Origin of the sequence: Pseudomonas sp. (assembly GCF_048269965.1) — a bacterium.
Taxonomy (GTDB): domain Bacteria; phylum Pseudomonadota; class Gammaproteobacteria; order Pseudomonadales; family Pseudomonadaceae; genus Aquipseudomonas.
On sequence record NZ_JBLWTV010000023.1, the window covers coordinates 1 to 25272 of the forward strand.

Sequence of the window (25272 nt, forward strand, 5' to 3'; positions counted from 1 at the left end):
CGCCGTCTGGCGTTCCGGAATACCCTTTGATCGCAATAGGATCGGACAACAGGCTTGCGGCCGAACATAGGATCTACGATCCTCGATCAAACCTGATTAGTAGGAGCGGGTTCAGCCGCGAATTTCTTCTCCTTCGCGGCTGAAGCCGCTCCTACGTAAAGCTTCAGCGTCTTAGCAGCAATTGCCCCAATGCTTCTTCTTCGAGGTATGGCCGATGCCGGGATTGAAGGTGTTGGTCGGGTCGAGCTCGCGGTAGAAGCCCGCCAGCGCCGGTTTTGCCACGTACAGGTGGCCGACGTTGTGCTCGGCCGGGTACTCGGCGCGGCGCGCGTCCAGCAGCTTCCACATGCGGTGCTCCATCTCGATCGGGTCGATGCCCTTCCTGACGATGTAGTCCTGATGGAACACATGGCAGAAGAAGTGCCCGTAGTAGAGCTTGTGGATGATCTGCTCTTCCATCTCGGCCGGCAGCGTCTCGACCCAGTCACGATCATTGCGGCGCAGGGCGATGTCCAGGGCGAGGATGTCCTCGACGCTGCTGCGGTGTGACTCGCGGTAACGGATCGCCGCACCGGCAATGGCGAAGCGATGCAGGAAGGCCTTGCGCCCTTCATCGGTATCGCACTCGAAGCAGGCGCCGCTGGCGCTGTTCGCGAAGTACTCGCTGAGGAAGCTGCGGGTCTGCTCCAGCGTGTCGTTGGAGACGCGCACCAGCAGGTGGTGCTCGAAGCGGTCGCGGTATTCGCGCATGCGCGCCGGCAGGTGGCTGGGCAGCAGGTTCATCAGGGTCTGGATCACCTTGTCGGTCACCCCGCGCAGGCCGAAACGCTCGAAGAAGCCATCGACCCGGCTCTTCATCGCGAAGGCGGCCGGTACCTTGGATGTGCCGAAGGTGTCGATCACCAGGAAGGTGTCCTTGCCGTATTTCTCGCCAATGTCGAAGGCCGTGCGGTGGATGTACTCGCCGGCAATCGGCAGGCGCGGCAGCCTGGCCAGCAGGTGACGGCGCACTTCGGTGAGGTCGTGCGGGTCGTTGCTGCCGATGTAGAACACCGTGCTCGGCTCTTTCGGGAAAGTGTCCAGGCGCACGGCGAACAGGCACAGCTTGCCGGCCGAACCGGAGGCCTCGAACAGGCGCGACGGGTCGGCGTTGAAGCGCGCTGGAGTGTCGGCATCGACGTCGCGCACGTGTTCGCCATAGCGAGCGTCGGAGGCCTTGGCGGTTGTCTCGTTGCGTACCTGCTGCGGTGTGTAGTCGCCGCTCTGCAGGCGGGTGAGGATTTCCTCCGGATCGTTGCCCAGCTCGATTCCCAGGTGATTGACCAGCTCCAGCGAACCGTCATCTTTTACCTGCGCATAGAGTGCCAGCTCGGTGTAGGCCGGGCCGCGACGCACCAGGGCGCCGCCGGAGTTGTTGCAGACGCCGCCCAGCACCGAGGCGCCGATGCAGGACGAGCCAATCACCGAGTGCGGTTCGCGATTCAGTGGCGCCAGCGCCTGTTCCAGGCGGTCGAGGGTGGCGCCGGGCAGGCACACCACCTGCTCGCCATCGTTGATCAGCTGTACGCCGGTGATGCGCAGGGTGCTGATCAGCACGATCTCGCGGTCGTAGTCGGCACCGTCGGGGGTGGAGCCGCCGGTCAGGCCGGTATTGGCGGCCTGCATGATGACGATGCGGTCGGCCGCTACGGCCGCCTGCAGGATGCGCCATTGCTCCAGCAGGGAGCCTGGGCGCACCACCGCCAGCACGTTGCCTTCCCCCGTACGGTGGCCCTTGCGGAAACGCCGTGTGGCTTGTTCGTCGGTCAGCACGTGGCTGCTGCCGACGATCTGGCGCATCTGCGCCAGCAGGGCGTCACGGGTGATGGAGGCGGCAGCAGTCATTGGCTCAGCGCTCCTTTACCAGCAGGTCCGGGGTGATTTCGGCGATGGACTTGGCGCCGGTCAGCACCATGGCCACACGCATTTCCTTCTCGATCAGGTCGAGCAGGTTGCTCACCCCGGCGCCACCGGCTGCGGCCAGGGCGTAGAGGAAGGCGCGGCCGAGTAGCACGGTGTCGGCGCCAAGGGCGAGCATGCGCACCACGTCGAGGCCGGTGCGGATGCCGGAATCGGCGAGAATCTTCAGTTCGCCCTTGACCGCGTCGGCGATGGCCGGCAGAGCGCGGGCGCTGGATAGTACGCCGTCGAGCTGACGGCCGCCGTGGTTGGAGACGATGATGCCGTCGGCGCCGAACGTCACGGCATCGCGGGCGTCTTCGGGGTCGAGAATGCCCTTGATCACCATCGGGCCGTCCCAGAAGTCGCGGATCCACTCCAGGTCCTTCCAGGAAATCGACGGGTCGAAGTTGGCGCCCAGCCAGCCGATGTAGTCGGCCAGGCCGGTCGGGTTGCCGCGATAGGCGGAGATGTTGCCCAGATCATGCGGCTTGCCCAGCAGGCCGACGTCCCAGGCCCACTGCGGGTGAGTCATGGCTTGCAGCATGCGACGCAGTGCGGCGTTCGGGCCGCTCATGCCGGAGTGGGCGTCGCGGTAGCGGGCGCCGGGTACGGGCATGTCGACGGTGAACACCAGCGTCGAGCAACCGGCGGCCTTGGCGCGCTCCAGTGCGTTCTTCATGAAGCCACGGTCTTTCAGCACGTAGAGCTGGAACCACATCGGCCGGTCGATGGCCGGGGCCACTTCCTCGATCGGGCACACCGAAACGGTGGACAGGGTAAAGGGAATGCCCTTGGCCGCTGCTGCCTTGGCGGCCTGCACTTCACCACGGCGCGCGAACATGCCGGTCAGGCCGACGGGTGCCAGGCCGACAGGCATCGACATCTTCTCGCCGAACAGTTCGGTGGACAGGTCCAGTTCGGACATGTTCTTCAGCACGCGCTGGCGCAGTTCGATGTCCGACAGGTCGGCGACGTTGCGGCGCAGCGTGTGCTCGGCGTAGGCGCCGCCATCGGCGTAGTGGAACAGGAAGGGCGGCAGCCTGCGTTGAGCGGCTGCGCGATAGTCGGTCGAGGCAGAAATGATCATGGGCTCATCCTGTTGCTGAAAAGGGGAAGCGTAGCCTGACGGCAAATGCCCCGACGATGTCGGGGCGGGTACTGCCGGTGGATCAGCGGGGCATCAGTGGATCGCTGACACCCAGCACGTAGATCGCGACCAGCGCGATGATGCCGGTGAACAGCAGGTAGTACAGCGTCGGCCAGATGGTCTTGCGCAGGGTACTGCCTTCGCGGCCGAGCAGGCCAACGGTGGCCGAAGCCGCTACCACGTTGTGGATTGCCACCATGTTACCGGCGGCGGCGCCTACGGCCTGGACCGCGACGATCAGCGCGCTGGAGATGCCCAGGCTGCTGGCGACGCCGAACTGGAACTGGCTGAACATCATGTTGCTGACGGTGTTGGAGCCGGCGATGAAGGCACCCAGGGCACCGATGCTCGGGGCCAGCAGCGGATAGATGCCGCCAACGCTGTCGGCCACCCAGCGCGCCATGAGGATCGGCATGCTGGCCAGCTCGGCGCCGTTGACGCCGGAGTTGATCAGGATACGTACCATCGGCACGGTGAACAGCAACACGAAGCCGGCGCTGAGCAATACGCTGGACGACTCTTTCACCGCCTTGCCCAGGTCACGTGCCTTCATGCCATGCAGGAAGAAGGTGGCCAGCACCACGGCAACCAGAATGCCGCCCGGCAGGTACAGCGGCTGGAAGTTGGCGCTGACGCCGGCTTCGCCCATCAGGTCCGGGAAATTCACCACTACCGCTTTCAGCGCGTTGCCCACTTCCGGGAATACACGGCTGATAACCAGCAGGGCGCCGACCAGCACATAGGGTAGCCAGGCGCGCAGTGCGCTCATCGGTTTGGCGGTCAGTTCGTCCAGTTTCATCTCGACGGTGCCCAGCCACTCGCTCGGCCATTTGTCCGCCGGGGCGAAGTCCCAGGTCTTCTTCGGCACCAGGAAGCCAAAGCGTGCGGCGCTGGTGACGATGGCCAGGCCGATCAGGCCGCCCAGCAGCGACGGAAATTCCGGGCCGAGGAAGACGCCGGTGAAGACATACGGTACGACGAAGGCCAGCCCGGCGAAAATCGCGAACGGCATGACCTCCAGGCCAGCTTTCCAGCTTTTCTCCTGACCGAAGAAGCGCGTCAGCATCATCGCCATGATGACCGGCATGACCACGCCAACGGTGGCATGGATGATCGCCACTTCACTGGTGATCAACTGCAGGAACTGCGCCCAGGACGAACCCTGCTCGACCAGCTGTGCACCAATGGTGGCGGTATCCAGGCCGGTATTGAGGCCGACGATGATCGGTGTACCGACGGCGCCGAAGGATACCGGCGTGCTTTGTACCAGCATGCCCATCAGCACGGCTGCCATCGCCGGGAAACCGATGGCCACCAGCAGCGGTGCAGCGATGGCGGCTGGCGTACCGAAGCCCGATGCGCCTTCGATGAAGCAGCCGAACAACCAGGCAATGATGATCGCCTGGATGCGCCGGTCAGGACTGATGGTGGTGAAGCCGGCACGAATGGCGGTGATGCCACCGGAGTGCTTGAGGGTGTTCAGCAGCAGGATGGCGCCGAAAATGATCCACAGCAGGCCGAGGGTGATCAGCAAGCCTTGCAGGGTGGAGGCCAGGACGCGGTTGAAGGTCATGTCCCAGGCGAACAGGCCGACAGCGGCAGTCACCAGGTAGACCAGCGGCATGGCGTGTTTGGCCGGCCAGCGCAGACCGATCAGCAGAACGGCAGCGAGCAGAATCGGCGAGAACGCCAGCAGGGCGAGAATTCCGTTGGACATTGAGTCTTACTCCACACGAACGCGCAGCTGGCGCGGCAGGGATGAGGCGTGATCGAACAGGCTTGCAGCGCGTAGGGCTGTCATGGCGTGACCTCGATGGTTTGTTGTTCTTGTTGGTTAAATTGGTAATACCAATTTACAAAACAGCGGGCTCAGGTTAAAAGTTGCTCAATGGACTGTCAAATCGGGAGGCTAAGACTTTGGTCGTAGTGTGCTTGCTTGTTCAGCGAAGAAGGGCGCTATAGGCTTGCCCTGTCGGGCCTTCAGCCTGGTCAAACCAATGGAGATGTGGGTGATGGAAGTAGGTCAGGTGCGGCAGCGTCGTCTCTCCGATGACATCGTCGCGCAACTGGAAACCATGATTCTCGAGGGCACCTTGCGTGCCGGTGAGAGACTGCCTGCAGAGCGTGCGCTGGCCGAGCAGTTCGGTGTATCTCGTCCGTCCCTGCGTGAAGCGATCCAGAAACTGGTGGCAAAGGGGCTGCTGGTCAGTCGTCAGGGTGGCGGTAACTATGTCGCCGAATCACTTGGCTCGACCTTCAGTGACCCGCTGTTGCAACTGCTGGAGCACAAGGAGGATGCCCAGCGCGACCTGCTGGAATTCCGTCACACACTGGAAGGCTCCTGCGCCTACTACGCGGCCAGGCGCGCCACGGATATCGACCGGCAGCGTCTCACCGAAGCGTTCGAAGCCTTGCAGGATTGCTACGCGCGAGTCGGCAAGGTGACTCGCGCCGAGGAGGGGGCGGCCGATGCGCGTTTTCACCTGGCGATTGCCGAAGCCAGCCACAACGCGGTGCTGCTGCACACCATTCGTGGTCTGTTCGATTTGCTCAAGCGCAACGTGGTGACCAACATCGGTGGCATGTATGCCCAGCGCGAAGAGACCCGCGACATGCTGATCGGGCAGCATCGCGCGCTGTACCAGGCGATCATCGAAGGGCGCGCGGAAGAGGCCCGCGAGCTATCCAATCAGCACATCGACTATGTGCAGGAAGTGCTGTCGGAGGTGCAATTGGAGGCGCGGCGGGTGGAACGGGCGCAGCGGCGCGGGGCTATCAGGCCGTAGGTACGCCCTGCGCACGGCTGCTGGCCCTCGTTGCGCTAATCCGGTTGTGACTCGAAGGGCGATTGGTGCGCATGGTGCACCCTCCGGGATGTTGCGGCCGAGGCCGCACGCACCGCACCGGCGGCGGCCTGCGTTGCGGCGGACTGTCTGCCTGCGTTTCGCTTCGCCCTGCGTCTTGAGCTTTTCTTGAGGCTTGCGGCTTGAAGCTTGCCGCTGCGTTCAGTCGTCCTTGCCCTTGCTGCGCATCGCGCGCTGAACCTCGCGGTCGGCGTCACGTTCCTTCTCGGTGTGGCGCTTGTCGAAGTCCTTCTTGCCCTTGGCCAGGGCAATCTCGCATTTGACCAGATGCTGCTTCCAGTACAGCGACAGCGCCACGGCGGTGTAGCCCTTCTGCTGTACGGAGCCGAACAGCTTTTCCAGCTCGCGTTTGTTCAACAGCAGCTTGCGCGTGCGGGTCGGGTCGGCGATGACATGGGTGCTGGCAGTTTTCAGTGGCGTGATGTGGCAGCCCATCAACCAGGCCTCATCGTCCTTGAGCAGCACGTAGCTGTCGACCAGCTGTGCCTTGCCGGCACGCAGGCTCTTCACTTCCCAGCCGGACAGCACCAGGCCGGCCTCGAACTTGTGTTCGATGAAATAGTCATGCAGCGCCTTCTTGTTCAGCGCGATGGTGCCTTGAGGATGTTTCTTTTGCTTAGCCATAGGGCACGCATTATAGGGAGTCGGCCGCGCCTGCGCTATGGGGCTCTCCTGGCCGGTTGCCGGCTTGCGCTTGAGCCTGCCGGATGAATCTCCGACAATGCGCGATCTTTTTTCCCGCAGTATGGGGTCTTGGCCGCAATGGCGAGCGACAACGTTTCGATTCATGGTGCCTGGGCCAGTCGCTGGGTGTTCATTCTGGCAGCGACCGGTTCGGCGGTCGGTCTCGGCAATATCTGGAAATTCCCCTACATGACCGGGGTCTACGGCGGCGGTGCGTTCGTCGTCATGTACCTGTTCTGCATCGCCCTGGTGGGGGTGCCGATCATGCTGGCGGAAACCCTGATCGGTCGTCGCGGCCGGCAGAGCCCGGTCAATGCGATGAAGAGCCTGGCGATCGAAGCCGGAGCCTCGAAGCACTGGTCGCTGGCTGCGCTGATGGGGATGGTCGCCGCGCTACTGATTCTGTCGTTCTACAGCGTGGTCGCCGGTTGGTCGCTGGATTACATCATCGGCATGGGCCGTGGCGACTTCACCGGCATCAGCGCCGATGGGGCTGGTGCGGCGTTCGGCGGTCTGACTTCCGATCCGTGGCGCCTGACCCTGTGGCATAGCCTGTTCATGCTGATCACCGCGTTCGTCATCGCCAAGGGGGTGGTGGCGGGTCTGGAGCGCAGCTTGCGTATCATGATGCCGCTGCTGTTCGTGCTGTTGCTGGTGCTGTTGGGCTACAGCTTTACCACCGGGCATTTCCGCGAAGGTTTCGACTTCCTCTTCCATTTCGACCCGAGCAAGGTGCAGGACGGCATTCTGGCTGCCATGGGTCATGCCTTCTTCACTTTGAGCGTGGGTGTGGGTTCGATCATGGTCTACGGCGCTTACATGCCGAAGAAGGCTTCGATAGGCGCTACGGTGCTGACCGTCGGTGTGCTCGATACCCTGGTGGCGCTGACGGCGGGTCTGGCGCTGTTCCCCATCGTCTTTGCCGCCGGCCTGGAGCCGGGTGGTGGCCCCGGACTGATGTTCGTCACCCTGCCGATTGCCTTCGGCAATATCGCTTTCGGTCAGGTGATGGGGCTGATCTTCTTCGTGCTGGTGGCTGTCGCAGCATGGAGTTCGTCGATCTCCATGCTGGAGCCGGCCGTGGCCTACTTCGTCGAGAAGACCGGGCGCAGCCGCGCGCAGGTAACCGCCGTGCTGGCGCTGCTGTGCTGGCTGCTGGGGATGGGCACGGTGCTGTCGTTCAATCTTTGGGCCGAGGCCAAGTTCTTCGTCTTTGCCGAAGACGGTTTCCATCTGTTGCAGTGGGGCGCCGAGGGCGGCAAGACGTTCTTCGACAGCATCGATTACCTCACCAGCCGTATCCTGCTGCCGCTGGGCGGGCTGTCTTTCGCCATGTTCGCCGGTTGGGTGCTGAGCCGTGAGGCTGTGCGTGAAGAGTTGTCCATCAGAAGCCCGCTGCTGTTCAATCTGGCCCTCTGGCTGATTCGCGTCGTGGCGCCAATCGGCGTGCTGATCGTTTTCATCGCGGAGCTGAGCAAGTAAATGGCTACTCGAATCCAGCGTTCGGCGTTGCTGCCGTACCCGGCTCAGGCACTGTTCGATCTCGTCAACGATGTGGCCGGTTACCCGCAGTTTCTGCCCTGGTGCAGCGCCAGTGAGGTACTGGAGGTCAGCGAAACGCACATGCTGGCCAGCCTCGAAGTGGCCAAGGGTGGCATCGGCCAGCGCTTCGTCACGCGTAATGTCCTGCAGCCTGGGCAGCGTATCGAGATGAACCTGCAGGAAGGGCCCTTCACCAGCCTGCATGGTGTCTGGGAATTCAAGGCGTTGGGTGACAAGGCGTGCAAGATCAGTCTGGACCTGACCTTCGACTATGCCGGGCCACTGGTGCGTGCCACGCTGGGCCCGTTGTTCAATCAGGCGGCCAATACCATGGTCGATGCCTTCTGCCAGCGAGCCAAGCAGCTGTATGGATAAGCCCAGTATCGCCATCGAAGTGGTCTACGCCCTTGCCGAACGGCAGAAGCTCCTGCGTCTGTCCGTACCAGTCGGCACCACGGTGCGCGAGGCCGCGCTGCGTTCGGGTATGCAGCAGTTCTTTCCGGAGCTGGATCTGAGCCAGGCGCCACTGGGTGTTTTTGGTAAGGCTGTAGGCAAGCCGCAAGAGCGAGTGCTGGAGGAAGGGGAGCGAGTCGAGATCTATCGGCCGCTGATCGCCGACCCGAAGGAGGTACGCAAGCAGCGTGCGGCCAAAGCCAAGGCCAGGGAGGACGGCGAAGAGTCGAGCTGACCCGTTTGGTCGTAAGGCGGTAGATATGAAAAAGCCCGGATTCGCTCCGGGCTTTTTCGTGTCCGCGTGTTACTGCGGATCGGTGTCCAGCGGCTCGGGAGTCGGGACCGGAACGGTTTCGACCTGATCCACCTCACGCTGAATCTGCTCCAGCAAGGAGCCTGGTGCCGGCGGAGTTTCGTCCTGTGGTTTGGCCTGCGGCTGCGCGCTGCTGGTGTCGCTGCCTTCGCCCAGGATGGCCTGGTCACGGCTGACGCCGGGCATGAAGTCACCGGCCAGACCGACCAGTTGGTCGCTGCCGTCGAATACCAGACTGACGCGTTCCTGCAGGCGCTGACCGCCGCCAGGCTGGAGGCTGTACAGATAATCCCAGCGATCGGCATGGAAGGTGTCGGTGATCAACGGGTTGCCCATGATAAACCGCACTTGGCGTCGGGTCATTCCCGGGCGCAGCTGGTCTATCATGTCCTGTGTCACGACATTGCCCTGTTGAATGTCGATCTTGTAAACCCCGGGGAATGAACAACCGGCGAGTGCGAAGAGCCCGGTCAGCGACAGGCTGGTCAGCAAGAGCTTGGTTTTTTGCATCGGAGGGTGACTTCCACTATCTTGGGCAACTTGAACCCCGGATCATACCCGTATTGAAGGGTGCTGCGAAGCAGCATCCATGAGAAAGCAGACCATGGTTGAAAATAACGAACTGCGCAAAGCTGGACTGAAGGTGACTCTGCCACGAGTCAAAATCCTGCAGATGCTCGACAACGCCGAGCACCGCCACATGAGTGCGGAGGATGTCTACAAGGCCCTGATGGAGGCGGGTGAGGACGTTGGCCTGGCCACCGTGTACCGCGTGCTGACTCAGTTCGAGGCCGCCGGCCTGGTGGTGCGTCACAACTTCGATGGCGGCCATGCCGTATTCGAGTTGGCTGACAGCGGCCATCACGACCATATGGTCTGTGTCGACTCCGGTGAAGTGATCGAGTTCTTCGACGCCGAGATCGAGAAGCGCCAGAAGGAGATCGTCAAAGAGCACGGTTTCGAGCTGGTCGACCATAACCTGGTGCTGTACGTACGCAAGAAGAGCTGATTCTTCTGCCGCTATGAGAAAGGCGACCCTCGGGTCGCCTTTTTGCTTGGCCGTAGCCGGATGCAATCCGGTGGCTTGGCGCTCGCGGATCGCATCCGGCTACGTTGCTTCAGGCAGCCTGGGCGCTGGTGACCATCTTGCGGGCGTGAGCCAGGGACTCTTCGGTCAGGTCGACGCCGCCGAGCATGCGGGCGATTTCCTCGACTCGGCCGCTCTCGTCCAGCTTGCTCACGGCGGTAGACGTGGCATCTTCGCCGCGGCGCTTGTGTACGAACAGATGCTGATGACCTTGCGCGGCGACTTGCGGCAGGTGGGTGACGCACAATACCTGGCCGCGCTCGCCGAGGCGGCGCAGCAATTGTCCGACCACTTCGGCAGTCGGGCCGCCGATACCGACGTCCACTTCGTCGAACACCAGGGTCGGTACGCGCGAGGTCTGTGCGGTGATCACCTGGATCGCCAGGCTGATACGTGACAGCTCACCGCCCGAGGCCACCTTGGCCAAGCCGCGCAGCGGCTGGCCAGGGTTGGCGCTGACCAGGAACTCCACTGTCTCCAGGCCACTGGCATGCGGTTCTTCGCTGCTCATGGCCTGGAGCTGGATGTTGAAACGACCGCCAGGCATGCCGAGTGCCTGCATTTCCTGCGCAACTGCAGCGGCCAGGCGTTCGGCAGCATTGCTGCGCAGTGCGCTGAGCTCGACAGCCTTTTCCTGGTAATGGCGTTCATAGGCGGCCAGCTCTTCGGCCAGGCGTTCGCTGGCCTGGTCGTCGGCATTCAGGCCTTCAAGCTCCTCGAACAACTGCTGCTGCAAGGCAGCCAGCTCGGTGGGCTGGATGCGGTGCTTGCGTGCCAGGGTGTAGATGCTGTCCAGGCGCTCTTCGAGAAACTGCTGACGCTCCGGGTCGGCGTCGAAGTGATCGAGGAAGCGATTCAGCTCGCCGACGGCTTCTTCCACCTGGATCTGCGCACTGGCCAGCAGGTTGCTGGCTTCGTTCAAGGCGCCGCCCTGGCCGCCAAAGGCGCCCAGGCGGTTGAGGCTGGCGGTCAGCGCCGACAGGACGTTGCCGGCATCGCTCTCGCTGCACAGGTCGAGCACCTGGCGACAGGCCGCAAGCAGCGCTTCAGCATTGCTCAGGGCCTTGTGCTCCTGTTCCAGCTGTTCCAGTTCGTTGTCGCCCAGCGCCAGATTTTCCAGCTCTTCCAGTTGGTAGCTGAGCAACTGGTGGCGCGCGCGCTGTTCGTCACCCTGGCTGGAAATACGTTCCAGCTCGTTGCGCGTCTGCTTCCAGCGCTGCGCGGCGAGTTGCACCTGGCGCGCGAGATCCTGGCTGCCGGCATATTCGTCGAGCAGGCGGCGATGGGTGTCGGTCTTGAGCAACGACTGATGCTCGTGCTGGCTGTGGATATCGATGATCAGCTCGCCAAGGGCCTTGAGGTCGGCCTGCGGGCAGGGGCTGCCGTTGATATAGCCGCGCGAGCGGCCTTCGGCGGTGATCACCCGACGCAGGATGCACGGGCCGTCGTTGTCCAGATCCCGCTCGGCGAGCCAGGTACGGGCTTCGGGAATGTCCGCCAGGTCGAAGCTGGCGAGAATGTCCGCCTTGTCCGCTCCCGGGCGCACCACGCCGCTGTCGGCGCGATCACCCAGGCACAGGCCGAGGGCGTCGAGCATGATCGACTTGCCGGCACCGGTCTCGCCGCTGATGGCGCTCATGCCGGCATCCAGCTCGAGGTCCAGGTGGTCGACGATGGCGTAGTTGTGAATGGACAGGTGCACCAGCATGGCGAACGCTCCCGAATTGATGTCTGGTTATTTATACAGTGTTTTTTCTTTCTCTGGCAATCCTCCCTATTGCCCCTTGAAACCTGTGGAATTGACTCCATATAGGCGGCAGGAGCGCGAGTCGGTATCGCGCCAGTTTTTTCGAGAGGAGAAAGGCATGGCTGACGAACAGACCCTGGATACGCAGAATTCCGAGGCGCAGGCAGCAGAGGCTGTGGTGCCTGGTGACGACCTGGCTGCTCGCGTGCAAACGCTGGAAGAGCAACTGGCCGCTGCGCAGGATCAGTCGCTGCGCATGGCTGCCGACCTGCAGAACGTGCGTCGTCGCGCGGAGCAGGATGTAGAGAAGGCGCACAAATTTGCGCTGGAAAAGTTCGCTGGCGATCTGCTGCCGGTAATCGACAGCCTGGAGCGCGGCCTGGAGCTGTCCAGCCCTGACGATGTGTCGATCAAGGCCGTGCGTGAGGGCATGCAGCTGACCCTCAAGCTGTTCCACGACACCCTGGCTCGCTACAACCTGGAAGCCATCGACCCGCATGGTGCGCCGTTCAACCCGGAGCATCACCAGGCCATGGCCATGGAAGAGAGCATTCATGCCGAGCCGAATTCGGTGCTCAAGGTGTTCCAGAAGGGCTATCTGCTCAATGGTCGCCTGCTGCGTCCGGCCATGGTCGTGGTCAGCAAGGCGCCAATGACGCCGCCGCCGAGTATCGACGAGCAGGCTTGAAATCAGCCGTAACGACCCCATTTTTAAGTCAAGCGTTTTAGTGCTGCCGGCGCCCGAGAAACGAGGCGACGGAAAAATCAAAGTTTCGGGAGAACATTCATGGGCAAAATTATCGGTATCGACCTGGGGACCACCAACTCCTGTGTCTCCATTCTGGAAAATGGCAACGTCAAGGTCATCGAGAACGCCGAAGGCGCTCGTACCACGCCGTCCATCATCGCTTACGCCAACGACGGTGAAATTCTCGTGGGTCAGTCGGCCAAGCGTCAGGCCGTGACCAACCCGCACAACACCCTGTATGCGGTGAAGCGTCTGATCGGTCGTCGCTTCGACGAAGAAGTCGTACAGAAAGACATTCAGATGGTGCCGTACAAGATCGCCAAGGCTGACAACGGTGACGCCTGGGTCGAAGTCAACGGCCAGAAGATGGCGCCGCCGCAGATCTCGGCTGAAATTCTCAAGAAGATGAAGAAGACCGCCGAGGACTACCTGGGCGAGCCGGTCACCGAAGCGGTCATCACCGTTCCGGCCTACTTCAACGACAGCCAGCGTCAGGCCACCAAGGATGCCGGTCGCATCGCCGGTCTGGACGTCAAGCGCATCATCAACGAGCCGACTGCGGCTGCGCTGGCCTATGGCATGGACAAGGCCAAGGGCGACCACACCGTGATCGTCTATGACCTGGGTGGCGGTACCTTCGACGTGTCGGTGATCGAGATCGCCGAAGTCGATGGCGAGCACCAGTTCGAAGTGCTGGCCACCAACGGTGACACCTTCCTTGGCGGTGAAGACTTCGACATTCGTCTGATCGACTACCTCGTCGACGAGTTCAAGAAAGAAACCGGCATGAACCTCAAGGGTGACCCGCTGGCCATGCAGCGCCTCAAGGAAGCTGCCGAGAAGGCCAAGATCGAGCTGTCCTCGAGCCAGCAGACCGACGTCAACCTGCCGTACATCACCGCAGATGCCACCGGTCCGAAGCACCTGAACGTGAAGATCTCCCGTTCCAAGCTCGAATCGCTGGTCGAGGATCTGGTGCAGCGCACCATCGAGCCTTGCCGCATCGCGCTGAAAGATGCCGGTGTCGACGTCGGTTCGATCAACGATGTGATCCTGGTCGGCGGCCAGACCCGCATGCCGCTGGTGCAGAAGCTGGTGACCGAGTTCTTCGGCAAGGAAGCACGCAAGGACGTCAACCCGGACGAAGCCGTGGCCATGGGGGCAGCCATCCAGGGCGCCGTTCTGGCCGGTGACGTCAAGGACGTGCTGCTGCTCGACGTATCCCCGCTGACCCTGGGTATCGAAACCATGGGTGGCGTGATGACTGCGCTGATCGAGAAGAACACCACCATTCCGACCAAGAAGTCGCAGGTGTTCTCCACTGCCGATGACAACCAGAGCGCCGTGACCATTCACGTGCTGCAGGGTGAGCGCAAGCAGGCCGCGCAGAACAAGTCCCTGGGCAAGTTCGACCTGGCCGAGATTCCGCCGGCTCCGCGTGGCGTACCGCAGATCGAGGTGACCTTCGACATCGATGCCAACGGCATCCTGCACGTCTCCGCCAAGGACAAGGCCACTGGCAAGCAACAGTCCATCGTGATCAAGGCCAACTCCGGTCTGTCCGATGATGAAATCGAGCGCATGGTGCGCGATGCCGAGGCCAACGCCGAGGAAGACCGCAAGTTCGAAGAGCTGGCCACTGCGCGTAACCAGGGCGATCAGCTGGTGCACGCCACCCGCAAGATGCTCACCGAAGCAGGCGACAAGGCCACTGCCGACGAGAAGGCGGCCATCGAGAAGGCCATTGGCGAACTGGAAGTGGCCGTGAAAGGTGACGACAAGGCTGCCATCGAGGCCAAGATGAACGCACTGTCCGAAGCCACCACGCCGCTGGCGCAGAAGATGTATGCCGAGCAGCCGCAGGGCGGTGCCGCCCAGGCTGACGCTGGCGACGCCAAGGATGCCGGTGACGACGTAGTCGACGCTGAGTTCGAAGAGGTCAAGGAGAACAAGTAAGGGATGCGGCCTGCTCGGCGGGCCGCCTCTTCTTTACGCTCCACCGTCGCTCGCGACGGGCAGGATTCGCCGCGCGGGAGCCTTCTCCCGCGTCGGCGTATCTGGAGCTCACGAATCTGAGAGTGCAGCACAACTATGGCAAAACGTGACTATTACGAGATCCTGGGGGTCGAGCGCGGCGCTAGCGAAGCCGAGCTGAAGAAGGCCTATCGGCGCCTGGCGATGAAATATCACCCGGACCGCAACCCGGACGACAAAGACGCCGAAGAGAAGTTCAAGGAGGCCAACGAGGCCTACGAAGTACTTTCCGACGCGGCCAAGCGTTCGGCCTACGACCAATACGGTCACGCCGGGGTCGATCCGCAGATGGGCGGCGGCGGTGGCGCCGGTTTCGGTGGCGCCAACTTCTCCGATATCTTCGGCGACGTGTTCAGCGACTTCTTCGGCGGCGCTCGCGGCGGTTCGCGTGGCGGCGCCCAGCGCGGCTCGGATCTGCGCTACACCCTCGAGCTGGATCTGGAAGAAGCGGTGCGCGGCACCACCGTGACCATCCGCGTACCGACCCTGGTCGGCTGCAAGACCTGCGATGGTTCAGGCGCCAAGAAGGGCACCAGCCCGGTTACCTGTACCACCTGTGGGGGTATCGGTCAGGTGCGCATGCAGCAGGGCTTCTTCTCCGTACAGCAGACCTGCCCGCGCTGCCACGGCAGCGGCAAGATGATCACCGACCCCTGCGGCAGCTGCCATGGTCAGGGGCGCGTGGAAGAGAGCAAGACGCTGTCGGTCAAGGTGCCGCCAGGTGTCGACACCGGTGACCGCATTCGTCTGTCCGGCGAAGGTGAGGCCGGTACGCATGGCGGCCCGGCCGGTGACCTCTATGTGGTGGTCAACGTCCGTGAGCATGCGATCTTCCAGCGTGATGGCAAGCATCTGTACTGCGAGGTGCCGATCAGCTTCGCGGATGCGGCGCTGGGTGGCGAACTGGAAGTGCCGACCCTCGACGGTCGGGTCAAGCTGAAGATTCCGGAAGGTACTCAGACCGGCAAACTGTTCCGTCTGCGTGGCAAGGGCGTGGCCCCGGTGCGCGGTGGTGCGGCGGGTGATCTGATGTGCCGCGTCGCGGTAGAGACGCCGGTCAACCTGAATAAGCGTCAGCGCGAGTTGCTCGATGAGTTCCGCAAGTCGCTGCAGGGTGACGATTCTCACTCGCCCAAGGCCAGTGGCTGGTTCGAGGGTGTGAAGCGCTTCTTCGGCGACGTTTAATCCCAAAGCGCCCCGGTGATGCCGGGGCGACAGCTTGGAGCTGATGTATGCAACGTATTGCAGTGATGGGCGCCGCCGGGCGTATGGGTAAGACCCTGATCGAGGCTGTCAGCCAGGCCGAGGGCGCCAAACTCAGCGCCGCCATCGACCGCGCCGATAGCAGCCTGATCGGTGCCGATGCCGGTGAGCTGGTGGGGTTGGGCAAGATCGGCGTGACCCTGGCGGGTGATCTGGCCGCAGTGGTCGATGATTTCGACGTGCTGATCGACTTCACTCATCCCTCGGTGACGCTGAAGAACCTGGAAGTCTGCCGCCAGGCGGGCAAGGCCATGGTCATCGGTACCACCGGTTTCACCGTTGAGCAGAAGCAGCAGCTGAGCGAAGCGGCCAAGCAGATTCCTATCGTCTTCGCCGCCAACTTCAGCGTCGGCGTCAACCTGTGCCTGAAACTGCTGGATACCGCTGCCCGTGTATTGGGTGATGACGTGGATATCGAGATCATCGAAGCCCACCACCGGCACAAGGTCGATGCGCCATCCGGCACCGCGCTGCGCATGGGTGAAGTGGTTGCTGATGCGCTGGGGCGTGATCTGCAGAAGGTCGCTGTCTACGGTCGTGAAGGTCAGACTGGCGCGCGTGAGCGCGAAACCATTGGCTTCGCCACCGTGCGTGCCGGTGACGTGGTGGGTGATCACACCGTGCTGTTCGCCGCCGATGGCGAGCGTGTGGAGATCACGCACAAGGCCTCCAGTCGCATGACCTTCGCCAAGGGCGCGGTGCGTTCTGCGCTGTGGCTGCAGGGGCGTGATGCCGCTCTGTATGACATGCAGGACGTGCTGGGTCTGCGCTGATGCGAATGTGTGGCTGAGGCGTCTTATCGGGTGGACCGAAAAAGGGTTTTCCTGTAAGCTTCCTGTTTTAGTGTGTCCACTAAAAGTTACGCAGAATGGCTCAAATAAAAAAGCGGGATGACCTTCACACGTCATCCCGCTTTTTTACAACCTGCGTTTGCTTCAAGCCTTGATCGAGACGGAGGTCTTCTTGACTAAGCCAGCCCCCAAACCTGCCATTTTGGCCCTTGCTGACGGCAGCATTTTTCGCGGCGATTCCATCGGGGCCGATGGCCAGACGATCGGAGAGGTGGTGTTCAACACCGCCATGACCGGCTATCAGGAAATCCTTACCGATCCATCCTATGCCCAGCAGGTCGTTACCCTGACTTACCCGCACATCGGCAACACCGGCACCACGCCGGAAGATGCCGAGTCCAACCGCGTTTGGGCCGCTGGCCTGATCATTCGTGACCTGCCGCTGATCTCCAGCAACTGGCGCGACAAGCAACCGCTGGACGAATACCTGAAGGCCAACGGCACCGTCGCCATCGCTGGCATCGATACTCGCCGCCTGACCCGCATCCTGCGCGAGAAGGGTTCGCAGAATGGCTGCATCCTGGTCGGTGACGACGCCACGGAAGAGAAAGCACTGGAGCTGGCGCGCAGCTTCCCGGGCCTCAAGGGCATGGACCTGGCCAAGGTGGTCAGTTGCACCGAGCGCTACGAGTGGCGCGAAAGCACCTGGAACCTGCAGTCCGACAGCCATCCGGAAATTCCGGCCAGTGAGCTGCCTTACCACGTGGTCGCCTACGACTACGGCGTGAAGCTGAACATCCTGCGCATGCTGGTCGAGCGTGGCTGCCGCCTGACTGTGGTACCGGCACAGACGCCAGCCAGCGACGTGCTGGCGCTCAATCCTGATGGTGTGTTCCTCTCCAACGGTCCTGGCGATCCCGAGCCGTGCGACTACGCGATCAAGGCGATCAAGGACGTTCTGGAAACCGATATCCCGGTATTCGGCATCTGCCTCGGCCATCAGTTGCTGGCCCTGGCTTCCGGTGCCAAGACCCTGAAAATGGGCCACGGCCACCACGGCGCCAACCACCCGGTGCAGGATCTCGACAGCGGCGTGGTGATGATCACCAGCCAGAACCACGGTTTCGCTGTGGACGAAAGCAGCCTGCCAGGCAATCTGCGTGCGATCCACAAGTCGCTGTTCGATGGCACCCTGCAGGGCATCGAGCGTACCGACAAGGACGCCTTCAGCTTCCAGGGCCACCCTGAGGCGAGCCCGGGCCCACACGATGTCGCCCCGCTGTTCGACCGCTTCATCGAAGCCATGGCCAAGCGCCGCTAAGCCCGCCGACTGACCCAAGGATTCGAGAGAGAAAAAATGCCAAAACGTACAGACATCAAAAGTATCCTGATCCTCGGCGCCGGCCCCATCGTCATCGGTCAGGCCTGCGAGTTCGACTACTCCGGCGCCCAGGCATGCAAGGCGCTGAAGGAAGAAGGTTTCCGCGTCATCCTGGTGAACTCCAACCCGGCCACCATCATGACCGACCCGTCGATGGCCGACGCCACCTACATCGAGCCGATCAAGTGGGCCACCGTGGCCAAGATCATCGAGAAGGAGCGCCCCGACGCCCTGCTGCCGACCATGGGTGGCCAGACCGCGCTGAACTGCGCGCTGGATCTGGAGCGCCATGGTGTGCTGGAGAAATTCGGCGTCGAGATGATCGGTGCCAACGCCGACACCATCGACAAGGCTGAAGACCGTTCGCGCTTCGACAAGGCGATGAAGGACATCGGCCTGGCCTGCCCGGTATCCGGTATCGCCCACAGCATGGAAGATGCCTACGGCGTACTGGAGAAGGTCGGCTTCCCGTGCATCATCCGGCCGTCCTTCACCATGGGTGGCACCGGTGGCGGCATCGCCTACAACCGTGAAGAGTTCGAAGAAATCTGTGCTCGCGGTCTCGACCTGTCGCCGACCAGCGAGCTGCTGATCGACGAGTCGTTGATCGGCTGGAAGGAATACGAGATGGAGGTGGTCCGCGACAAGAAGGACAACTGCATCATCGTCTGCTCCATCGAGAACTTCGACCCGATGGGCGTGCACACCGGTGACTCGATCACCGTCGCGCCGGCACAGACCCTGACCGACAAGGAATACCAGATCCTGCGTAACGCATCCTTGGCGGTGCTGCGCGAGATCGGCGTGGAAACCGGCGGCTCCAACGTGCAGTTCGGTATCTGCCCGAACACCGGCCGTATGGTCGTGATCGAGATGAACCCGCGCGTCTCCCGCTCCTCGGCGCTGGCTTCCAAGGCCACCGGTTTCCCGATCGCCAAGATCGCCGCCAAGCTGGCTGTCGGTTACACCCTTGATGAACTGTCCAACGACATCACCGGCGGTCGCACCCCGGCGTCGTTCGAGCCGGCCATCGACTACGTGGTGACCAAGGTGCCGCGCTTTGCCTTCGAGAAATTCCCGAAAGCCGACGCCCGCCTGACCACCCAGATGAAATCCGTGGGCGAAGTCATGGCCATCGGCCGTACCTTCCAGGAGTCCATGCAGAAAGCCCTGCGCGGCCTGGAAGTAGGTGTTGCCGGCTTCGATCCGAAGCTCGACCTGAACGATCCGGAAGCCGAAAGCACCCTGCGCCGCGAACTGACCGTGCCCAGTGCCGACCGCATCTGGTACGTGGCCGATGCCTTCCGTGCCGGCAAGAGCGTTGCCGAGGTGTTCGAGCTGACCCGTATCGACGAGTGGTTCCTGGTGCAGATCGAGGATCTGGTCAAGGACGAGGCCACCGTGCAGACCCTGGGTCTGTCGGCCATCGATCGCGACCTGATGTTCAAGCTCAAGCGCAAGGGCTTCTCCGATGCGCGTCTGGCCAAGCTGCTCGGTGTGTCCGAGAAGAGCCTGCGTGCCCATCGCCACAAGCTCAAGGTGCTGCCGGTGTACAAGCGCGTGGACACCTGCGCCGCCGAGTTCGCCACCGACACCGCCTACATGTACTCGACCTACGAGGAAGAGTGCGAGGCCAATCCATCGAGCCGCGAGAAGATCATGATCCTCGGTGGCGGCCCCAACCGTATCGGTCAGGGCATCGAGTTCGACTACTGCTGCGTACACGCCGCGCTGGCCATGCGTGAAGACGGTTACGAGACCATCATGGTCAACTGCAACCCGGAAACCGTCTCCACCGACTACGACACGTCCGACCGCCTGTACTTCGAGCCGGTGACCCTGGAAGACGTGCTGGAAATCGTCCGCGTCGAGCAGCCCAAGGGCGTCATCGTCCAGTACGGCGGCCAAACCCCGCTGAAGATCTGCCGCGCGCTGGAAGAAGCGGGTGTGCCGATCATCGGCACCAGCCCGGAGGCCATCGACCGCGCCGAAGACCGCGAGCGCTTCCAGCAGATGGTGCAGCGCCTGAACCTGCGCCAGCCGGCCAACGCCACGGCGCGCAGCGAAGACGAAGCGCTGGCCTTGTCGAAGAACATCGGTTACCCGATGGTGGTGCGTCCGTCCTATGTGCTGGGCGGCCGGGCGATGGAAATCGTCTACCAGGAAGAAGAGCTCAAGCGCTACATGCGCGAAGCGGTGAAGGTCTCCAACGACAGCCCGGTGCTGCTCGATCGCTTCCTCAACTGCGCCATCGAGGTGGACGTGGATGCGGTGTGCGACGGCGAGACCGTGGTGATCGGCGCGATCATGCAGCACATCGAGCAGGCCGGCGTGCACTCCGGTGACTCCGCCTGCTCGCTGCCGCCGTACTCGCTGCCGATGCACATCCAGGACGAGATCCGCGACCAGGTCAAGAAAATGGCCCTGGAACTCGGCGTGGTCGGTCTGATGAACGTGCAGATGGCCGTGCAGGGCGAGGACATCTACGTCATCGAAGTGAACCCGCGCGCCTCGCGCACCGTGCCGTTCGTCTCCAAGTGCGTCGGCGAGTCGCTGGCCAAGGTGGCTGCGCGCGTCATGGCCGGCAAGAGCCTGGCCGAGGCCGGTTACAGCAAGGAAATCATCCCGCCGTTCTTCAGCGTCAAGGAAGCGGTATTCCCCTTCGCCAAGTTCCCGGGCGTCGACCCGATCCTCGGCCCGGAGATGAAGTCCACCGGTGAAGTCATGGGTGTCGGTGACACCTTCGGCGAAGCCTTCGCCAAGGCCCAGCTGGGTGCCAGCGAAATCCTGCCGAACTCCGGTTGCGCCTTCATCAGCGTACGTGAAGATGACAAGCCGGAAGCCGTTCAGGTCGCCCGTGATCTGGTCGCGCTGGGCTTCGAAGTGGTTGCCACTGCCGGCACTGCCAAGGTGATCGAGGCGGCTGGTCTGCCAGTTCGCCGAGTGAACAAGGTGACTGAAGGTCGTCCGCATGTCGTCGACATGATCAAGAACGACGAAGTGACCCTGATCATCAATACCACCGAGGGGCGTCAGTCGATTGCTGACTCCTACTCGATCCGTCGTAACGCCCTGCAGCACAAGATCTACTGCACCACCACCATCGCGGCGGGGCAGGCGGTCTGTGAAGCGCTCAAGTTCGGCCCGGAGAAGACTGTGCGCCGGCTGCAGGATCTGCATGCAGGAATCAAGGCATGATCAAATACCCAATGACCGTCCAGGGCGCTCGCGCCCTGGAAGAAGAGCTGGCGCACCTGACCAAGGTGGTTCGCCCGAAACTCAGTCAGGACATCGGTGAGGCCCGCGAACTGGGTGATCTCAAGGAGAACGCCGAGTACCACGCTGCACGTGAGCAGCAGGGCATGGTCGAGGCGCGTGTGCGTGATATCGAAGGTCGTCTGCAGAATGCAGTGATCATCGATGTCACCACCATCGAGCACACCGGCAAGGTGATCTTCGGCGCCACGGTGGAAATCGCCAACGTCGAGACTGACGAAAGCGTGACCTACCAGATCGTTGGCGAGGACGAAGCCGACATCAAGCAGCGCAAGATCTCCGTCGGCTCGCCCATCGCCCGTGCCCTGGTCGGCAAGAGCGAGGGTGACGTAGTCGCGGTGCAGACCCCCAGTGGCCTGATCGAGTACGAAATTGTCGAAGTCCGTCATATCTGAACCGCAACAACCGTCTCGGGCGGCTGCCGTCAGTTGGCAGCTGGCCCAGACCCTCTGGGTGGGCGGCTTGTGGCTGTTGCAGTTCGTCATTCTGCCGGCCATCGGCCAAAGCGGTCTGGCGCCTCTGCTGGTGCAGGAGATAGCCACGCGGCTGGTGCCGCTGCTGGTCGGTCTGACGGCGGTGTGCGTTGCGCTGCAGGCTTTTGCCTTGCTGCGCAGCGAAGGTCTGTCGAGCCTGTTGCGGGATATGCGTGGGCAACTGCTGCTGACCGTTGCGGTCATGGCCCTGAGCTACTTCGCTGTGTTGCGCTACTGGCCCGAGGTCGAATACTGGCTGCGCTTCAGCTATCTGGTGATGGCATTTTGCGGGTTGTTGCTGGTGCTGCAGCCCGTGCCCGGTGCGCCGGTCAGGCGCTAACGACGCTTTCACGCGCGAATTGATTCGCGATCAGGGCACGCCATGCTTGCCCGTGATCGCGATGCAAGCGCCTCACCCCTGGTAACGGATAACGTTGGACAGGTTGCGATTCGCCTTGGGGTTCTTGCGATAGAGCAGGGCGACCTTGCCGATCGACTGGACCAGTTCCGCGCGTCCGTTCTCGCACAGGGCTACAATGGCCGCCTGGCGATCCTCGCGTTCAGTGAGGCGCAGCTGTACCTTGATCAGCTCGTGATCGTTCAGGGCGCGGTCCAGTTCGGCCAGCACGCCCTCGGTCAAACCATTGTCAGCCACGATCAATACAGGTTTCAGGTGGTGGCCGATAGATTTGAATTGTTTCTTCTGCTCTTGAGTGAGCGGCATAATCGTTAGTACCTAATTCGGTCTGGAAAACGGCGCCTATCTTACCCGAGCCCGCGCAGTTATTCATGACCCGTTGAGTCAGAGGTTTCAGTGGCACGTTCCAAGACCAGCCAGCGTTGGCTGAAAGAACATTTCGATGATCCATACGTGAAGATGGCGCAGAAGGACGGCTATCGTTCGCGCGCCAGCTACAAGCTGCTGGAAATCCAGGAGAAGGATCGCATCCTGCGCCCGGGCATGACCGTGGTCGACCTTGGCGCGGCGCCAGGCGGCTGGTCGCAGGTCACCAGTCGGGTGATCGGCGACAAGGGGCGGCTGATCGCTTCCGACATCCTGGAGATGGACAGCATTCCCGATGTCACCTTCATTCAGGGTGATTTCACCGATGACGCTGTCTTCGCGCAGATTCTCGAGGCCATCGGCGAAAATCCGGTGGACCTTGTTATTTCCGATATGGCCCCCAATATGAGTGGGGTAAGAACCGCCGATCAGGCGCGCGCGATGTATCTGTGCGAGCTGGCGCTGGACCTGGCCGGGCGTGTGCTGCGTCCAGGTGGCGATTTTCTGATCAAGATTTTCCAGGGTGAAGGTTTCGACGCCTACCACAGGCAGGTGCGTGAGACCTTCGACAAGGTGCAGATGCGCAAGCCGCTGTCCTCGCGTGATCGCTCCCGTGAGCAATATATGCTGGCGCGTGGCTTTCGCGGCGTATGAGTTGAAACGGTTGTCCGCCCTGTCGATCTCAGTGGCAGAAACCTCATAAAGGGTTACAGACGGCGCCTGCGGGACGCGGGCGTTTGGTGTAAGTTAGTCGGTATATCATTGGTCGTCATGGGAAGCCCGCTTCGCCACGAGGCCTGCTTCAGAGGGTAGCTAATTGAACGACATGGCAAAGAATCTGATTCTGTGGCTGATCATCGCGGCGGTGCTGGTTACCGTGATGAACAACTTTTCCAGCCCGAGCGAGCCGCAGACCCTGAGCTACTCGCAATTCATCGAACAGGTGAAGGAAGGGCGCGTCGAGCGCGTGACCGTCGATGGTTACGTGATCACCGGCAAGCGTACCGACGGTGAGGGTTTCAAAACCATCCGTCCGGCGATTCAGGACGGCGGCCTGATCGGCGACCTGATCGACAACAACGTGGTCATCGAAGGCAAGCAGCCTGAGCAGCAGAGCATCTGGACTCAGTTGCTGGTCGCCAGCTTCCCGATCCTGGTGATCATCGCCGTATTCATGTTCTTCATGCGCCAGATGCAAGGTGGCGCCGGCGGCAAGGGCGGGCCGATGAGCTTCGGCAAGTCCAAGGCACGCCTGCTCTCCGAGGATCAGGTCAAGACCACCTTCGCCGACGTTGCCGGTTGCGACGAGGCCAAGGAAGAAGTCAGCGAGCTGGTCGAATTCCTCCGTGATCCGGGCAAGTTCCAACGCCTGGGCGGTCGTATCCCGCGCGGCGTGCTGATGGTCGGCTCGCCGGGTACCGGTAAGACCCTGCTGGCCAAGGCCGTTGCCGGCGAAGCCAAGGTACCGTTCTTCACCATTTCCGGTTCCGACTTCGTCGAGATGTTCGTCGGTGTGGGCGCCAGCCGTGTTCGCGACATGTTCGATCAGGCCAAGAAGCACGCGCCGTGCATCATCTTCATCGACGAGATCGACGCCGTGGGTCGCCATCGTGGCGCCGGCATGGGCGGCGGTCACGACGAGCGTGAGCAGACCCTCAACCAGTTGCTGGTGGAGATGGACGGCTTCGAAATGAACGATGGCATCATCGTCATTGCGGCCACCAACCGTCCGGACGTTCTCGACCCGGCGTTGCTGCGTCCTGGCCGTTTCGACCGTCAGGTCGTCGTGGGTCTTCCGGACATTCGCGGTCGCGAACAGATTCTGAAAGTGCACATGCGCAAGGTGCCGATGGGCGACGACGTCAATCCGGCGGTCATCGCGCGCGGTACCCCGGGTTTCTCCGGTGCCGATCTGGCCAACCTGGTCAACGAAGCTTCTCTGTTCGCCGCTCGCGCTGGCAAGCGCCTGGTGGAAATGAAGGAATTCGAGCTGGCCAAGGACAAGATCATGATGGGCGCCGAGCGCAAGACCATGGTCATGTCCGACAAGGAGAAGCTCAACACCGCCTTCCACGAGGCAGGCCACGCTATCGTTGGGCGTCTGGTGCCCGAGCATGACCCGGTCTACAAGGTGTCCATCATTCCGCGTGGTCGTGCCCTCGGTGTGACCATGTTCCTGCCGGAAGAAGATCGTTACAGCCTCAGCAAGCGCGCCCTGATCAGCCAGATCTGCTCGCTGTTCGGTGGCCGTATCGCCGAAGAAATGACCCTGGGTTTCGATGGTGTCACCACGGGCGCCTCGAACGACATCATGCGCGCCACCCAGTTGGCCAAGAACATGGTCACCAAGTGGGGCCTGTCCGAGAAGCTGGGCCCGCTGATGTATGCCGAAGAAGAGGGTGAAGTCTTCCTGGGTCGTAGCATGGGCAGCCAGGCCAGCAATGTGTCCGGCGAGACTGCCAAACTGATCGACGAGGAAGTGCGTCGCATCATCGATGAATGCTACGCCACGGCCAAGAAGCTGCTGGTAGAGAACCGTGACAAGCTCGATGCCATGGCCGAAGCGCTGATGAAGTACGAAACCATCGACGCCGAGCAGATCGACGACATCATGAATGGTCGCGAGCCTCGTGAGCCACGCGGCTGGGATGGTGGCGGTGACTCCGGTGCTCCGCAGGCCAAGGTCGACGAGCCCGATCGTTCTGAAAAGCCCATTGGCGGGCCGGCGGCCGAGCACTAAGGTT

22 protein-coding genes are annotated in these 25272 nt (G+C 62.2%); 15 read left to right on the top strand and 7 right to left on the bottom strand.

Annotation, left to right across the window (positions count from 1 at the left end; translation table 11 throughout):
* Window positions 1–171 precede the first annotated feature (171 nt).
* From dld to ACN0X6_RS20985, 3 genes are all read right to left on the bottom strand, one after another.
* A complete protein-coding gene (gene dld, locus ACN0X6_RS20975) occupies window positions 172–1884 on the bottom strand; it encodes a D-lactate dehydrogenase (RefSeq protein ID WP_417706957.1) in 1713 nt (570 codons plus the stop codon).
* Between the two features lie 4 nt (window positions 1885–1888).
* The gene (gene lldD / locus ACN0X6_RS20980; protein WP_192980665.1) at window positions 1889–3028 is read right to left on the bottom strand and encodes an FMN-dependent L-lactate dehydrogenase LldD; all 1140 of its coding nucleotides are present in this window, start codon (window positions 3026–3028) and stop codon (window positions 1889–1891) included.
* Between the two features lie 82 nt (window positions 3029–3110).
* Complete coding sequence (locus ACN0X6_RS20985; RefSeq protein ID WP_417706960.1) at window positions 3111–4805, bottom strand: L-lactate permease; 1695 nt, start codon at window positions 4803–4805, stop codon at window positions 3111–3113.
* Window positions 4806–5100: 295 nt separating this feature from the next.
* Here ACN0X6_RS20985 and ACN0X6_RS20990 point away from each other — a divergent pair, with 295 nt between their 5' ends.
* Complete coding sequence (locus ACN0X6_RS20990; protein ID WP_417706962.1) at window positions 5101–5874, top strand: FCD domain-containing protein; 774 nt, start codon at window positions 5101–5103, stop codon at window positions 5872–5874.
* Window positions 5875–6093: 219 nt separating this feature from the next.
* On the opposite strand, the gene smpB is transcribed toward ACN0X6_RS20990, so the two are convergent.
* A complete protein-coding gene (smpB, locus tag ACN0X6_RS20995) occupies window positions 6094–6576 on the bottom strand; it encodes an SsrA-binding protein SmpB (RefSeq protein ID WP_017675350.1) in 483 nt (160 codons plus the stop codon).
* Window positions 6577–6714: 138 nt separating this feature from the next.
* On the opposite strand from smpB, the gene ACN0X6_RS21000 reads away from it, so the two are divergent.
* From ACN0X6_RS21000 to ACN0X6_RS21010, 3 genes are read left to right on the top strand one after another with little or no spacing between them, the layout of a single operon-like run.
* Window positions 6715–8118: a sodium-dependent transporter gene (locus ACN0X6_RS21000; protein ID WP_417706964.1), complete on the top strand. Its 1404-nt coding sequence runs from the start codon at window positions 6715–6717 to the stop codon at window positions 8116–8118.
* On the top strand, window positions 8119–8553 hold the full coding sequence (locus tag ACN0X6_RS21005) for a type II toxin-antitoxin system RatA family toxin (protein ID WP_160017270.1): 435 nt from the start codon (window positions 8119–8121) through the stop codon (window positions 8551–8553).
* Window positions 8546–8866: an RnfH family protein gene (locus ACN0X6_RS21010; RefSeq protein WP_417706966.1), complete on the top strand. Its 321-nt coding sequence runs from the start codon at window positions 8546–8548 to the stop codon at window positions 8864–8866. Before ACN0X6_RS21005 ends, ACN0X6_RS21010 begins: the two co-directional genes overlap by 8 nt.
* Window positions 8867–8935: 69 nt before the next feature.
* On the opposite strand, the gene ACN0X6_RS21015 is transcribed toward ACN0X6_RS21010, so the two are convergent.
* Window positions 8936–9454, bottom strand: coding sequence for an outer membrane protein assembly factor BamE (locus ACN0X6_RS21015; protein WP_417706968.1), 519 nt, complete (start codon window positions 9452–9454; stop codon window positions 8936–8938).
* A 94-nt stretch (window positions 9455–9548) separates the two neighbouring features.
* Here ACN0X6_RS21015 and fur point away from each other — a divergent pair, with 94 nt between their 5' ends.
* On the top strand, window positions 9549–9953 hold the full coding sequence (gene fur, locus ACN0X6_RS21020; protein ID WP_003240531.1) for a ferric iron uptake transcriptional regulator: 405 nt from the start codon (window positions 9549–9551) through the stop codon (window positions 9951–9953).
* A 109-nt stretch (window positions 9954–10062) separates the two neighbouring features.
* On the opposite strand, the gene recN is transcribed toward fur, so the two are convergent.
* Complete coding sequence (gene recN / locus ACN0X6_RS21025; RefSeq protein ID WP_417706970.1) at window positions 10063–11739, bottom strand: DNA repair protein RecN; 1677 nt, start codon at window positions 11737–11739, stop codon at window positions 10063–10065.
* A gap of 19 nt (window positions 11740–11758) precedes the next feature.
* Here recN and grpE point away from each other — a divergent pair, with 19 nt between their 5' ends.
* The 8 genes from grpE (at window position 11759) to ACN0X6_RS21065 (ending at window position 22084) form a co-directional block, all read left to right on the top strand.
* Entirely contained in the window at window positions 11759–12466 is a 708-nt protein-coding gene (grpE, locus tag ACN0X6_RS21030; protein WP_417706971.1) for a nucleotide exchange factor GrpE, read from the top strand.
* Between the two features lie 99 nt (window positions 12467–12565).
* Complete coding sequence (gene dnaK, locus ACN0X6_RS21035; protein WP_417706973.1) at window positions 12566–14482, top strand: molecular chaperone DnaK; 1917 nt, start codon at window positions 12566–12568, stop codon at window positions 14480–14482.
* Between the two features lie 135 nt (window positions 14483–14617).
* A complete protein-coding gene (dnaJ, locus tag ACN0X6_RS21040) occupies window positions 14618–15745 on the top strand; it encodes a molecular chaperone DnaJ (RefSeq protein ID WP_021489335.1) in 1128 nt (375 codons plus the stop codon).
* A 47-nt stretch (window positions 15746–15792) separates the two neighbouring features.
* Complete coding sequence (gene dapB / locus ACN0X6_RS21045) at window positions 15793–16596, top strand: 4-hydroxy-tetrahydrodipicolinate reductase (protein WP_417706975.1); 804 nt, start codon at window positions 15793–15795, stop codon at window positions 16594–16596.
* A gap of 190 nt (window positions 16597–16786) precedes the next feature.
* Complete coding sequence (carA, locus tag ACN0X6_RS21050) at window positions 16787–17935, top strand: glutamine-hydrolyzing carbamoyl-phosphate synthase small subunit (RefSeq protein ID WP_417706977.1); 1149 nt, start codon at window positions 16787–16789, stop codon at window positions 17933–17935.
* Between the two features lie 36 nt (window positions 17936–17971).
* Entirely contained in the window at window positions 17972–21193 is a 3222-nt protein-coding gene (gene carB / locus ACN0X6_RS21055; protein WP_196473589.1) for a carbamoyl-phosphate synthase large subunit, read from the top strand.
* Window positions 21190–21666, top strand: coding sequence for a transcription elongation factor GreA (gene greA / locus ACN0X6_RS21060; protein WP_417706980.1), 477 nt, complete (start codon window positions 21190–21192; stop codon window positions 21664–21666). The genes carB and greA overlap by 4 nt, the downstream gene beginning before the upstream one ends.
* Entirely contained in the window at window positions 21644–22084 is a 441-nt protein-coding gene (locus ACN0X6_RS21065; protein ID WP_417706981.1) for a DUF4149 domain-containing protein, read from the top strand. Before greA ends, ACN0X6_RS21065 begins: the two co-directional genes overlap by 23 nt.
* Before the next feature lie 72 nt (window positions 22085–22156).
* Here the strand turns inward: ACN0X6_RS21065 and yhbY are convergent, their stop codons facing one another.
* Window positions 22157–22468 (bottom strand): ribosome assembly RNA-binding protein YhbY, encoded by a 312-nt coding sequence (gene yhbY / locus ACN0X6_RS21070; RefSeq protein WP_417706983.1) that lies wholly within the window; start codon window positions 22466–22468, stop codon window positions 22157–22159.
* Window positions 22469–22558: 90 nt separating this feature from the next.
* Between yhbY and rlmE the strand changes: the two genes are divergently transcribed.
* Together rlmE and ftsH are read left to right on the top strand one after the other, a co-directional pair.
* Window positions 22559–23182 (top strand): 23S rRNA (uridine(2552)-2'-O)-methyltransferase RlmE, encoded by a 624-nt coding sequence (gene rlmE, locus ACN0X6_RS21075; RefSeq protein ID WP_417706984.1) that lies wholly within the window; start codon window positions 22559–22561, stop codon window positions 23180–23182.
* A gap of 172 nt (window positions 23183–23354) precedes the next feature.
* A complete protein-coding gene (gene ftsH, locus ACN0X6_RS21080) occupies window positions 23355–25268 on the top strand; it encodes an ATP-dependent zinc metalloprotease FtsH (protein WP_059392582.1) in 1914 nt (637 codons plus the stop codon).
* Window positions 25269–25272 lie beyond the last annotated feature (4 nt).

Coding starts and splice junctions, on each gene's coding strand:
- dapB (WP_417706975.1), top strand. CDS start 15,793: ATGCAACGTATTGCAGTGATGGGCGCCGCCGGGCGTATGGGTAAGACC.
- lldD (WP_192980665.1), bottom strand. CDS start 3,028: ATGATCATTTCTGCCTCGACCGACTATCGCGCAGCCGCTCAACGCAGG.
- ACN0X6_RS20985 (WP_417706960.1), bottom strand. CDS start 4,805: ATGTCCAACGGAATTCTCGCCCTGCTGGCGTTCTCGCCGATTCTGCTC.
- smpB (WP_017675350.1), bottom strand. CDS start 6,576: ATGGCTAAGCAAAAGAAACATCCTCAAGGCACCATCGCGCTGAACAAG.
- recN (WP_417706970.1), bottom strand. CDS start 11,739: ATGCTGGTGCACCTGTCCATTCACAACTACGCCATCGTCGACCACCTG.
- dld (WP_417706957.1), bottom strand. CDS start 1,884: ATGACTGCTGCCGCCTCCATCACCCGTGACGCCCTGCTGGCGCAGATG.
- dnaJ (WP_021489335.1), top strand. CDS start 14,618: ATGGCAAAACGTGACTATTACGAGATCCTGGGGGTCGAGCGCGGCGCT.
- ACN0X6_RS21005 (WP_160017270.1), top strand. CDS start 8,119: ATGGCTACTCGAATCCAGCGTTCGGCGTTGCTGCCGTACCCGGCTCAG.
- ftsH (WP_059392582.1), top strand. CDS start 23,355: ATGGCAAAGAATCTGATTCTGTGGCTGATCATCGCGGCGGTGCTGGTT.
- ACN0X6_RS21000 (WP_417706964.1), top strand. CDS start 6,715: ATGGCGAGCGACAACGTTTCGATTCATGGTGCCTGGGCCAGTCGCTGG.
- grpE (WP_417706971.1), top strand. CDS start 11,759: ATGTCTGGTTATTTATACAGTGTTTTTTCTTTCTCTGGCAATCCTCCC.
- dnaK (WP_417706973.1), top strand. CDS start 12,566: ATGGGCAAAATTATCGGTATCGACCTGGGGACCACCAACTCCTGTGTC.
- ACN0X6_RS21015 (WP_417706968.1), bottom strand. CDS start 9,454: ATGCAAAAAACCAAGCTCTTGCTGACCAGCCTGTCGCTGACCGGGCTC.
- carB (WP_196473589.1), top strand. CDS start 17,972: ATGCCAAAACGTACAGACATCAAAAGTATCCTGATCCTCGGCGCCGGC.
- greA (WP_417706980.1), top strand. CDS start 21,190: ATGATCAAATACCCAATGACCGTCCAGGGCGCTCGCGCCCTGGAAGAA.
- ACN0X6_RS20990 (WP_417706962.1), top strand. CDS start 5,101: ATGGAAGTAGGTCAGGTGCGGCAGCGTCGTCTCTCCGATGACATCGTC.
- fur (WP_003240531.1), top strand. CDS start 9,549: ATGGTTGAAAATAACGAACTGCGCAAAGCTGGACTGAAGGTGACTCTG.
- ACN0X6_RS21010 (WP_417706966.1), top strand. CDS start 8,546: ATGGATAAGCCCAGTATCGCCATCGAAGTGGTCTACGCCCTTGCCGAA.
- yhbY (WP_417706983.1), bottom strand. CDS start 22,468: ATGCCGCTCACTCAAGAGCAGAAGAAACAATTCAAATCTATCGGCCAC.